Origin of the sequence: Chitinophaga sp. CF118 (assembly GCF_900112615.1) — a bacterium.
Classification (GTDB): Bacteria; Bacteroidota; Bacteroidia; order Chitinophagales; family Chitinophagaceae; genus Chitinophaga.
The window spans coordinates 1,457,910-1,469,703 of record NZ_FOMK01000001.1 but is presented as its reverse complement, the minus strand read 5'-3'; the positions used below and the strand labels follow the sequence as shown (position 1 = coordinate 1,469,703).

Annotated in this window: 13 protein-coding genes and 1 tRNA gene; 8 read left to right on the top strand and 6 right to left on the bottom strand. The window is 39.5% G+C overall.

Features of this window, described 5'->3' with window-relative positions:
* Positions 1 to 45: 45 nt before the first annotated feature.
* From BM176_RS32390 to BM176_RS05635, 4 genes are all read right to left on the bottom strand, one after another.
* Entirely contained in the window at positions 46 to 192 is a 147-nt protein-coding gene (locus BM176_RS32390) for a hypothetical protein (protein ID WP_177230309.1), read from the bottom strand.
* A 46-nt stretch (positions 193 to 238) separates the two neighbouring features.
* Positions 239 to 406: a hypothetical protein gene (locus BM176_RS32385; RefSeq protein ID WP_177230308.1), complete on the bottom strand. Its 168-nt coding sequence runs from the start codon at positions 404 to 406 to the stop codon at positions 239 to 241.
* A gap of 48 nt (positions 407 to 454) precedes the next feature.
* Entirely contained in the window at positions 455 to 646 is a 192-nt protein-coding gene (locus BM176_RS05640) for a hypothetical protein (protein WP_090100446.1), read from the bottom strand.
* Positions 647 to 799: 153 nt separating this feature from the next.
* Complete coding sequence (locus tag BM176_RS05635; protein WP_090100444.1) at positions 800 to 1,447, bottom strand: class I SAM-dependent methyltransferase; 648 nt, start codon at positions 1,445 to 1,447, stop codon at positions 800 to 802.
* A gap of 253 nt (positions 1,448 to 1,700) precedes the next feature.
* Here BM176_RS05635 and BM176_RS05630 point away from each other — a divergent pair, with 253 nt between their 5' ends.
* The 5 genes from BM176_RS05630 (at position 1,701) to BM176_RS05610 (ending at position 5,610) form a co-directional block, all read left to right on the top strand.
* On the top strand, positions 1,701 to 3,101 hold the full coding sequence (locus BM176_RS05630; protein WP_090100442.1) for a sigma-54-dependent transcriptional regulator: 1,401 nt from the start codon (positions 1,701 to 1,703) through the stop codon (positions 3,099 to 3,101).
* A 75-nt stretch (positions 3,102 to 3,176) separates the two neighbouring features.
* Positions 3,177 to 3,494, top strand: a complete 318-nt coding sequence (locus BM176_RS05625) for a hypothetical protein (protein WP_090100440.1) — start codon at positions 3,177 to 3,179, stop codon at positions 3,492 to 3,494.
* 22 nt (positions 3,495 to 3,516) lie between these two features.
* A complete protein-coding gene (locus BM176_RS05620) occupies positions 3,517 to 3,987 on the top strand; it encodes a Dps family protein (protein WP_090100438.1) in 471 nt (156 codons plus the stop codon).
* Positions 3,988 to 4,307: 320 nt separating this feature from the next.
* Positions 4,308 to 4,673: a hypothetical protein gene (locus BM176_RS05615; RefSeq protein ID WP_090100436.1), complete on the top strand. Its 366-nt coding sequence runs from the start codon at positions 4,308 to 4,310 to the stop codon at positions 4,671 to 4,673.
* A gap of 76 nt (positions 4,674 to 4,749) precedes the next feature.
* Positions 4,750 to 5,610 carry an NAD(P)-dependent oxidoreductase gene (locus BM176_RS05610; protein ID WP_090100434.1) on the top strand — a complete coding sequence of 287 codons (861 nt, stop codon included), beginning with the start codon at positions 4,750 to 4,752 and terminating at the stop codon, positions 5,608 to 5,610.
* 11 nt (positions 5,611 to 5,621) lie between these two features.
* Here the strand turns inward: BM176_RS05610 and BM176_RS05605 are convergent, their stop codons facing one another.
* Together BM176_RS05605 and BM176_RS05600 are read right to left on the bottom strand one after the other, a co-directional pair.
* Positions 5,622 to 6,863, bottom strand: a complete 1,242-nt coding sequence (locus BM176_RS05605; protein WP_255373443.1) for a multidrug effflux MFS transporter — start codon at positions 6,861 to 6,863, stop codon at positions 5,622 to 5,624.
* 50 nt (positions 6,864 to 6,913) lie between these two features.
* Complete coding sequence (locus tag BM176_RS05600; RefSeq protein WP_090100432.1) at positions 6,914 to 9,517, bottom strand: PAS domain-containing protein; 2,604 nt, start codon at positions 9,515 to 9,517, stop codon at positions 6,914 to 6,916.
* Between the two features lie 74 nt (positions 9,518 to 9,591).
* Between BM176_RS05600 and BM176_RS05595 the strand changes: the two genes are divergently transcribed.
* The 3 genes from BM176_RS05595 (at position 9,592) to BM176_RS05585 (ending at position 11,461) form a co-directional block, all read left to right on the top strand.
* Positions 9,592 to 10,446, top strand: a complete 855-nt coding sequence (locus BM176_RS05595; protein WP_143097722.1) for a hypothetical protein — start codon at positions 9,592 to 9,594, stop codon at positions 10,444 to 10,446.
* Positions 10,447 to 10,865: 419 nt separating this feature from the next.
* Positions 10,866 to 10,940: transfer RNA gene (locus tag BM176_RS05590), tRNA-Pro, on the top strand.
* A gap of 212 nt (positions 10,941 to 11,152) precedes the next feature.
* Positions 11,153 to 11,461 (top strand): hypothetical protein, encoded by a 309-nt coding sequence (locus BM176_RS05585; protein ID WP_090100428.1) that lies wholly within the window; start codon positions 11,153 to 11,155, stop codon positions 11,459 to 11,461.
* Positions 11,462 to 11,794: the final 333 nt, after the last annotated feature.

Here is an 11,794-nt window from a genome sequence, read left to right as displayed (position 1 = left end):
TTTGAGGAGGAATAATTGGATTAACAAAAACATCTGGCAGGCCTATTAACTCTGCTTAGTAACTCTAGGTACTAAAAGATGTTTGATATTAAGTTCTGTAAGCAATTTGTCGGCAGCTTCAACAGAGGTACTAACTTCCCGTTGTTGCTCTTTCAAAATAGCGTACATTTCTAAGAATTCTCTTTCTGTCATAAATTTAAAATTTAATTAGATAAGAATTTTGGGATGTAATATTACATCAACATGAAACATCAGGCGTATCAGCCTCATTAGTATCTATAGGTACCAAAAGATGTTTAAGATTATATTCTGTAAGCAACGCATCGGCAGCTTCAACTGATGAAGTAATTTCTAACCGTTGCTCCATCAAAATAGCGTGCATTTCTAAGAATTCTCTTTCTGTCATAAATTAGAAGTTTAATTAGATAAGAATTTTTGGGATGTGAATATTGGATTAACGTGAAACATCAGGCGTATTAGCCGCATTAGTACCTATAGGTACTAAAAGATGTTTAAGATTATATTTTGTAAGCAACGCATCTGCAGCTTCTACAGACGAACTAACTTCCCGTTGTTGCTCTTTCAAAATAGCGTGCATTTCTAAAAATTCACTTTCATTCATAAATTGAAGGTATGAATTTTTCATATTTCGCAAAATATTTTAGAAGAGTTTTTTTACAGAAAAATCCGCTGTTTTAATGCTAATATCATAGTAGTTTTTTCACTGTTATAATCATATTTAATTGATCAAATTTGATCTAAGAAAATATTACAGTCCTGAAATTACAGAATCAGGTCACTAAATAGTTTTCTCTAATACACACCCTTTCAAATATCTTTTCTTCACGAAAGAGGCTGTTTCTTTAAAGCCGGCATCCAGCCAAAGCTCTTTGCATTGAGGGTTAGCATATAATACTTTCAACGGTCGGTTCTTTCTTGTCAGGCTTTCATCTACTTTCTGAATAAACTCACTCATGACAATCGCGTCAAACGGATTAAACAGGAATATAACACCTACAGTATCCGGAATATTATATTGACGGGCATCGGCACAGGTGATAGTAACAGATCTGTCTGGATATCTGGTTTTAAAAGCCAGGGTAGCTTCATCACACAATTTCTGGGAAAAATCTATACCGATAATGTTCTTAAATCCATAAGCGGCTGCAATGACTAATACCCTGCCCCTGCCGCATCCAACATCTAAAAAGGTAGTGTCGGTGGATTGCAACTGATCAAATAGCCAGCCGGAGGTATAGTAGTTGACAGGTTCATAGGTGCTTACATGTGCACGGTCTTCCTTGGATATAGTCTCCGACAGGTTATCAAGACCGATGGTGCTGATACCATATTTCTTCTCTCCCCGGATCTCATGTTTTACAATGAAAATAGCCAGGTCAAGCCCCCAATGCCATGCAACGTATAAGAAATAGCGTAGATACTTCATGTGAGGGCCAAAAATAATGCATATATAGAATTAATCTATGATGATTTTTTATTACAAAAAATAAAGCATTTTTGTTTTCAATTTAGAAAGCCTTCGTAAAATTATCAGAATTGTTGTATATTTTGTTGAGTCAACGAGAATCGTAAATCTGTCGAAGAGAAAATTTTATTGTATGAAGACAGCCGCTAATGCTGTCAAAGCTGCTTTAGATGTAATAACCCGATGAATAAAAGTAACAAATCATAACATTACAATGAATGAACAAATTCTGATTGTAGAAGATGAACTGATTGTAGCCAGTGATCTTCGTTTAACACTTGAACGGGCAGGATATCGTATTTGTGGTATTGCCCGTTCTGTGTACAGAGCGCAGGAAATCCTTAAAATGATGCGGCCGGATATAGTGTTACTTGATATTTACCTGAAAGGAGATCTTACCGGAATTGACCTGGCGATGGAGCTGAATGAGAGTAATATCCCATTTGTTTATCTCTCGGCAAACTGTAACCGTGAAATATTGGAAGCGGCAAAGAACACGCAACCATATGGTTTTCTTGTAAAACCTTTCCGGGAAAAAGATCTGCTGGTAACATTGGATATTGCGCGTTACCGTTATGAGCAGGAGCAACTGAGACCAGATACGATAGTTGTAAATACACCTTTGTTGCAACAACCACCCAAACAGGGAATAGCACCCAACTTTGAAGGGATCATCGGGAATAGCCCGGTGATGCAACATATCTTCCATCTTATCGGTCAGGTGGCGCCGATGGATACTTCTGTACTGGTATTAGGAGAAACAGGAACTGGTAAAGAAGGAGTAGCCAATGCGATTCATCAGTTATCAACCCGGAAAACAAAAGCATTTGTAAAGATCAACTGTGCCGCACTACCGGCTCAGTTGATCGAATCAGAATTGTTTGGTCATGAAAAGGGTGCCTTTACCGGTGCTATTGATAAAAGAATTGGGAAATTTGAACAGGCAGATGGAGGTACTATTTTCCTGGATGAGATAGGGGAGATGCCGCTGGATCTGCAGGTTAAATTACTGCGGGTATTACAGGAAAGAGAAATTGAACGTATTGGGGGAAGAGGCTCTATAAAAGTAAATGTCCGGGTTATTGCGGCTACCAGCCGTAACCTTGAAAAAGAAATTGCCTCAGGGAATTTCCGGCTGGACCTGTATTACCGGTTACACGTTTTTCCGATACAAATGCCCTCATTGCGTGAACGTAAGGAGGATATTCCTTTGCTGGTATCTCATTTTATAAGGATGTATGCCTCCAGAACCGGTAAAGTGGTTAAGGGGATGTCTCCTGCAGTATTGAACGATATTATGGCATATCACTGGCCGGGAAACGTAAGGGAATTACAACATCTGGTAGAGAGGAATGTACTGCTCGCAAAAGATGATGTAATCGGAAACGTGGAATTGCCTGTTTCTGTTGAACCGGCGGCTCCCGGAAATATTTCTTCCGGTCAGCAGATTAAGACTATTATTGAATTGGAACGGGAACATATTCTGCATGTATTGAAAGTATGCAATTATAAAATTGCCGGTCCGGGAGGTGCTGCAGAACTTCTGGATTTACCTCCTACCACCTTAACTTCTAAAATGAAAAAGCTGGGTATTACCAGAAGACATTCAGTATAAACCGGCGCTATTTTTGCTGTTATTTTGCATTACATTTGAATTCCTCATTTTAATTTACCATTAAAATCATAAGACATGAATGACCCCAATGTGGAAAGACATTCTCATTACGACACAGTATCCAACGCTATCGATGCTTTAAGAAAACAAGGATTTACGATTGATTTTAATCTTGAAGGAGATTATCTTTTAGCAGATAGGGATAAGATTCATGTTAACGAATTTAATATCGTAGATGTTTACCGTTATGAAGGTAACTCAGATCCCTCCGATGAAGCAGCTGTATATGCCATTGAGTCTACTTCCGGTTTAAAAGGAGTGCTGGTAACATCTTATGGTGCTTACTCAGATTCTTTGTCTACTGCTATGTTAGAAAAACTTAAAATGAAATAAACACTAAAATATCCTTTTGTATATGAAAGCAAACATTGGAATCAGCGAAGAAAATTCAAAAGCAGTTGCCCTCATTCTCAATCAGCTCATTTCTGATGAGCAGGTGTTATTTGCTAAAACGCGCAATTACCACTGGAATATTGAGAGTCCGAGTTTTATGGAATTACATAAATTCTATGAAAAGCAGTACACAGAGCTGGCAGAAACAATAGATGAAATTGCTGAACGCGTTCGTAAAATTGGCCATTATGCAGAAGGCCGCCTGAAAGATTATCTGAAACTGACAAATCTGGATGAAGGAGAATATACGAATGATCAACAAACACAATTGAAGAACCTACTGGATGATCATGAAACAATTATTCGTAGTGTGCGTGGTCATATTTCTAAAGTAGAAGATGATTATAAGGACATCGGAACTGCAGACTTCCTGACAGGATTACTGAAGGAACATGAGGAGTGGGCCTGGATGATCCGCGCTTATCTGAAGTAATTGTAAATTAAATAAAACGGAGTATTGTCTCCCTCCATTAAAAGGCTGTATCATATTGATATGGCCTTTTAATTCATACCTCTTAGTTTTTATAAAACTACTTTTTACTGCCCAGGTTGTTTCAATTCATATTATCTTCTCTACCCGCAATACTTGTCTTTCTACAAAACTGTGTAAAAATGTAGAATTCCAGCCCCTCTTCATTAGTTTGTATTTATACTATTTCATCAACAAGCGGTTCATTTATAATTATTTGCAGTTAATATAGCACATAGGTATATCTTGGTTTGATATTTGAATTGATTCTGTTTTTTATATATATGTTAGAGTTGTTACAAATTAAAGAGCGGTTGGAAGAAAAAATGTATACAGATGTTAGCAGCTTATTTGAACTGCGGCTTTTGCTGATGTATACGGCATCGTTTCTGGCAAAGAAGCATATTTCCAATTTTAAACACAAGAAGGACGAGAGAACATCTGCCATGTTGTTAAAGGCATTCAGTAACATCAGAAGTTACTATTATATTCTAGAAACCACCAGACAGGAACATGAACAATGTTTCTCAGAAGTGAAAGAATTAGTAATCACAGACATTTCCAATCTTTTATCTTCACCATTTATACAGGATTACAGGATGATACCCCTACAAAATACTTCCCTTGCTTTATTCAGGATGGCAAAATGATACCCCATATAATTCCACGTAGTAATAAGCTCCTATTTTGCAATCTCCTGACATGAAAGCATCATAAATTTAGGCTATGAATACAATAAGAATTGGTTGGGCCGGATTAGGTAACATGGGTATTCCCATGGTTAGAAATCTTGTCCGTGCGGGATTTGATGTAACAGTTTATAATCGGACTGTTGCAAAGGCGCGAACATTGAAGGTCGAAACGGGCGTACGTGTTGTCACTTCTCCGCGAGAGCTGACAGCTAATGCTGATATTATCATTACGATGGTAACAGATGATGCAGCGCTGAAGGCAGTTTACCAATTGCCAGATGGCATGTTATCCGGAAAGATACCAGTTGGTTTGCTGGCTATTGATATGAGTACAGTATCTCCTGACACAACAAAAGAACTGGCAATCCTATGCAGGGAGAAAGGGATAGGTTACCTGGATGCACCTGTTTCCGGAGGAGTGAAGTCGGCCGAAGATGCTAAGCTGGTCATTATGGCCGGAGGGCGGGAAAATGACTTTGAGCGTGCGAAGCCCGTATTTGGATGTCTTGGTAAGGCTGCTCATCTGATGGGGGAGAATGGCAGCGGTAATTACGCCAAGCTGGCCATTAACACTTTCCTGGGTATTACTATGCAGGGATTGGCAGAAGCTGTAGTTTTTGCCAGAAAGAACGGAATTGCTCCCGAAAGCCTGTTGTCATTGATTAATAGCGGTCCCATAGGTAGTGTGATTACCAAAATGAAATCTCCGAATATCCTCAATAATAACTTTAAACCTGCATTTGCATTAAATCTTCTACATAAAGATATCCGCCTTGCAAAGGCACAGGGATTGGATACGCCCCTGGGCAATGCACTGGCCGATAGTTTGCAGGCTGCAATGAAAAAAGGTTATGGAGAGGAAGATATGATGGCTATTATCAAAAGTATAGCTTAAGACACCTTTAATTAATGTATAACAACAGCCTCTTCTGCTTCCTGCATTAGTACAGGGTGTCCTATCTGTTTACGGCCAATAATGATTGTCAGTACTCCCAGTATAGCAGAACCGGCCATGATACTAACCATAGGTAATGAATTATGTGTATTGAAAAAACTAACACCTACCGATGCCAGTGCTCCAATACTCATTTGCAATGCGCCCATCAATGCCGCAGCACTGCCTGCATTCTTTTTAAAAGGAGCTATAGATAAAGCAGATGCATTAGGATTTGCAAAGCCGAGACAACACAGAAACAGGAATAACATGACGATTGTAGACAATAAGCCATACCATTCAAAATAGCTGCCAGCCAGGAAAATAATCCCTACAACAGCCTGGCAGATCATTGCTACGATGATGATCTGATCGCTCCGGTACCGGCGTAGTACTAAACTGTTTAGTTGACTGGAGCCGATAAAGCCTACAGACAAGCCTGCAAAGATCCATCCATAGGTTTCTTTACTTAAATGGAAGATATTCATGAACATAACGGGAGAGCCGGAAACATAAGCGAACAGACCGGAAAAGGCCAATGCGCCAGTCAGTGCATAGGTGTAGAATTGTGGTTCCCGAATTACAGAGAGGAAATTAATCAGGATAGGCCCTGGTTTTAAAGACATATTTATATCCGGGTGATAGCTTTCCGGCAGGAAAAAGATACTTGCCAGTAAGATCAGGATACCCATTACTCCAAGTATAATGAATACCGTCTGCCAACCAAACGCTGCAGTCACATAGCCGCCAACGGTAGGAGCTATCATTGGAGAAGCACCAACTACCAGCATCAGCAGGGCAAATACTTTAGCAGAGTCTTGTACCGGAAAAAGATCGCGCACCATTGCAATAGAAGCAACTGCAGCAGCACAACTACCAAGTGCCTGGAAAAAACGAAGAATCACCAGCGCATCAAGGCTTCTGGCTGTTATACAGCCGGCAGAAGCCAGGATGTATAATACGAGTCCTATATAAAGAGGTTTCTTTCTGCCAAACCGGTCAAGCAGAGGACCGTAAAGTAGTTGTCCGGCAGAAATGCCGATGAAATAGCTTGATAGAGAATATCCAACATCGTTAGAGGTAACGTGCAGGTCGAATGCAATAGACTCGAATCCAGGCAGGTACATATCTATAGAAAAAGGGCCTAACGCAGTGAGAGTCCCTAATATCAATATCAGAAAGAAATATTTTTTAGCTGGCATTTGTGCTTCCATGGTTCTGTTTATCAAATTCTGTTGCGAAAGTATCTAAAATCCAATAGTATTTACCTGTGTATTGGTAACAAGATAAAAAAGCGGGCTCCTTTATTTTCTATCCCTTCGGCAAAAATCTTTCCGTGATGATTAATTGCCACCTGTTGACAAAGTGCGAGACCTATACCCGTGCCGGAATATAATTCGCGGTTATGCAACCGTTGAAAAATGGTAAAGATCTTATCAGCATATCTGGAATCAAACCCAATGCCATTGTCGCTCACTTCTATTGCATAATAGGGCCATGAAGAATTTAAACTTTCATCATTAGCTACTTCTTCTGCTGTAAGTATTCTGCCATTTATATTAATCACCGGACGGATGTTCTGCCGGGAAAACTTAATGGCATTACCAATCAGGTTAAAGAACAGTTGGCGCATTTCCAACGGAACCGCTTCTATCTGCAACAACGGAGACACATTAAGTATCACTTGCTTATCCTTGATGGCGAGTTCAAAATCTTCTATTACCTCTTCGATAACCGCATTCAGGTTTGTAGGAATAAATATTTTACAGGATTTTTCTATTCTTGAAAAATTCAGAAGATCGGTGATGAGTGCGCTCATTCTGTTTACGGATGCATCTATCTTATCCACATATTTTTTAGTGAAGGGCAAGAGAGGTACTTCACTTCTGGTTTGCAGGATATCGGAGAAGATTTTTATTTTTCTCAGAGGTTCCTGCAGATCATGGCTGGTTACATAGGCAAACTGTTCCAGGTTTTTATTTACTCTTTCCAGATTCTGATTGGCTTCTTTCAGTTCCTGGTTGGCTTTGCTCAATTCTCTTGTTCTCTCCTGCACCTCTGTTTCCAGTTCTATCTGCAATTGTTTCTGTGCGGTAATATCCTGCGAGGTACCTACTATCAGGTAGGGTTTTCCGGTATCATCAAAGAACACTTTGCCTACTGTATGTATGATACGATGTTGGCCGGTAACAGCATGGATGATCTCATATTCCACATTGATAATCCCATCGGATTCCGGCATCAGCGCCTTCACAAGAGCATTGTTAATGATTGAAGGATCTGACATACATTGCATCGCCTGTTCAAAGGTCAGCGGTTCATCGGGAGCACCTCCATACCATTCTTTGATCCGCTCGGAGAAAGTGGTTTCTCCTGTCAACGGATTTGTTTGCCAGGTACCGAGCTTTGCCACTTCGATAGCATTGCGGAGGGTATATTCAGCTTCTGCCAATTTCTGTTTGGCTATCACCTGTTCGGTAACTTCAAGTGCGGTATTCATCACTCCATAGATTTGTCCGTTCCGATCCCGCAATGCTTTGTAAGTGAAGGAATAGTAGGTTGTAGATAGTTTACCGTTCCTCATCAGCAATACTTTTTCTTCCACAGCCTCATAAGATTCTCCTGTCATGAATACGTTATCGAGTTTGTCGAAGAAGGGTTGCCCTTCCAATTCAGGAAGTGCCTCTCTGAATGTTTTCCCGATTACCGACTCATCTTTTTCCCAGGTTTGCAGGATGGCTTCATTGACAGTCTGGATTCTCATTTCCCTGCCAATGTATATGCCGATAGGAATGGGGGCATTCAGCACAAAACTTCTGAACTGTTCTTCATTTTTTTCTGCTCTTTGGCGTTCTTTCACAGATTGTGTAACATCAATAGCATGTATCAGGATCTGTGAGATGTTGCCGGCATGGTCCCGGATAGGCTGGTATATGAAATTTAGATAAACTGATTCAGGGATACCTGTTCGGGAGCGGTCCAGTTCTATTTCTTGCTCATACCCTATTATGGGTTCGCCGGTATTGTATACTTCGTCCAGTAATTTATAAATACCCTGAGCTTCAAGTTCGGGTAGTACTTCTTTAATGGTTTTACCAATGATCTGCCTGGTAACGCCAAATGTCTGCATGTATATTTTATTCGCCAGTTCATAAATATGATCCGGGCCGCTTAATACAGCAATAACAGCGGGAACATCCATTAGTAGCTGGTAAAAATTCTGTCGTTCTTCCAGTATTTTTTGTGCAGTTATATGTTCATTTAACTGGAGGCATTGTTTCTCACCTTCTACGAGATTGTGTTCTATTGCAATAATGATAGTACGGCCTACCAGCCGGATAATATGCAAATCGTTTTCTGTCGGTTTACGGGGAGTTTTAAAATACATGGCAAAGGTACCAAGGAGATTACCCTGTTTGCCAATAAGTGGCGTAGACCAGCAGGCACCTAATCCGGCTTTTGTGGTCAAAGCAGTATATTTTTTCCAGAGTGGGTTAGTAGCAATATCATCTACTATCACCTGTTCTTTCAGAAAAGCAGCGGTTCCGCAGGATCCTTCTCCATATGCAACAGGGATACCGTTTACAGCAGCATTATAATAATCGGGTAAGGATGGGGCTGCACCATGCAGGAGTGTTTTATTTTCTTTATCTGTTAGTAGGATAGAGGCCAGCAATTCACCTTCACTATTTCCTTCCACCCATGCGATGATCCCTTCCAGCACCTCCTGAATAGGAATGTTCCTGGAAATCATCTCAAGCACATATACCTGGCCCTCAATGATAGCCTCTAGTCGGGATACATATTTTGCGGTATATTTTAACTCGTTATCCGGTTCGGCGGATGCATTCTCATTGTTGGTGTTCATCGCTTCACTAATCAGATCTTGGCATACTCTTATTAAAGGTAAGCAAAAGGAAGTTTGTTTATCTTCGTATTCCTATGAAAAATATTTACTTCCTATTGCTACTGATGGCAGGATTCCTATTTCCTTCCTTTGGGCAGGATGCTGGTGTATTTAAAGCGAATCATATAAAATCTTCCGTTTCGTGGTTGTTTAATCATCTGAATGATAAAAAACAACTCGTAGATAGTTGTGTTTACAATGAAAAGGGGTTGCTTGTGTTCAGGCGTACCTATGATCTGTTTAAAGAGGATGATTATGAGGATAAGCGCTATACCTATAATGCTGCCGGTTTGCAGACAATGTGTGTAAATTATGGCGCAGATGGTTTGCCCTGGTTAACAGATTCTGTCAGTTATGATACACAGAACAGATTGGTATTTGAGAAAGTTTACAGAAATACCAACGGTCAGGTATTTATGAATAAGATCATCAGTTATAAAAAGGACAAGATAGAGATTGAGGATACAAAACCGGGAGGAACCAGGAATGTATGCATCAGAACATCAGATAAGGATGGCCGGATAACCACGGAAACCATCTATCGTGATACTTCGATCATAGAAAGAACAGAATACAGTTATCCCCCGGGATTAAAGGAGAAGAAAATATTCAATGGAAGGGTATTGTATAAGGTAACACGAATTTCGGATGATGGGTTATTCCAGGAGGATCTTACTTACCAGAATGGGCTTGTTGCTAAAGTACAGGTGAAGAAATCAAATAGTGAAGAGGAGAAATTAATCTTTGGGAATGTGAGTGGATGGGTTCCAGTAAAGAGAGAATTGACAATATGGAGTAGTAATGGACTGAAAGAAATGGTTAAATATTATCAGGGAACTGCGGATAAGGAACAGTATTATCAGCATATAGAGTATAAATATACGCACTGAGCCGGTTTACGTTTCTTCGTTCTTCTTCTCTGCTAATAATCTTTTGATGCCTGTTATTGATTACAAGCTTGTTTTGCGGAGGTTTCTGTCTTCAATGAGCATAACTGACCTGTCTGTTATTTTCGACGCTGTAATGGGTTTATTTGGGCTTAATTTAAAGGGCCGATCTATTTTGCTTTGATATCAGAAATCGTTATCAATGAAACCAACTAAAAAATAATTTAACTTGTTTTTGTATCTATTTGTTTCTGCCTGTTAGTTAGTCTGGTGGCTCGGTCTGGTGATAGAATCAGAGTCTGAAAACGAGTTTTTCTTACAGGACTTTCCCAGATTTTGAATATTTTTTTCGAAAGACTTTTGGAATATTCCGAAAATGTTCTACTTTTGCAATCCCAACATCGAAAGATGGTCTACGGGTTCGGGGCGTAGCGTAGCCCGGTTATCGCGCCTGCTTTGGGAGCAGGAGGTCGCAAGTTCGAATCTTGCCGCCCCGACCGAAAAATTAAAAAGCCTTCAAGTCATTAGATTTGAAGGCTTTTTTAATTATAATAAATTCTAAATGTATCCTTCTCTGTTATTATAATTACAATATATCCTGATCCTAATGATGGAACTTGATAATGTTATTTAATAAAAATAGAAATCTAACGAAATCACAAACCTATGAAGAAGAAATTTGACGCCCTGTAGCACTAAATGCTACACAATGAAACGTCACAAATGCTTGAAGGCAACAATGCATCGCCGTACCTATAACCTTATAAGTAAGGAATTGCATGCAGTATGCAGCAGATGCAGATGGCATTCTAATTTCTGGAAATCCTGTTATGATAATCCATTTATTCACATGAGATATGAGGAAGATGGTACGGACAAGCCTGAAAAGGTGAAGTTTAAAGATCATCCAAACTGGAAAATGGTTTCAAAAAACAGGAAGCAGTGGATGGAAAAAAAATTCTTCCGGGTTAAGTACAATTATCCAGATGGAAGGTTTAACATTTCTTTCGGGTGGTGAACTTTTGATTGCATCAGGTTTTTAAAAGAACCGCTTTTTGAGTAGTCAGACCTTATTTCGAACAGCTCGAATGTTTCGAGCAGTTGCACTTTGAATAATCTTCTCCAATTATGATCAAAGCGTTTATAAAGTTCAGAATCTGTCCGCTCACCCCGACCGACAAATTAAAAAGCCTTCAAGTTATTAGATTTGAAGGCTTTTTATAGTAAATTCCACATGTATCCTTCTCTGCAATTATGATTTATTAAACAACAAGATCAAACAATCAATCTGGCAGATACTTGTGAAAAAATAATTTATTCAATATAGGAATTGGATAAACTAATGTAATCA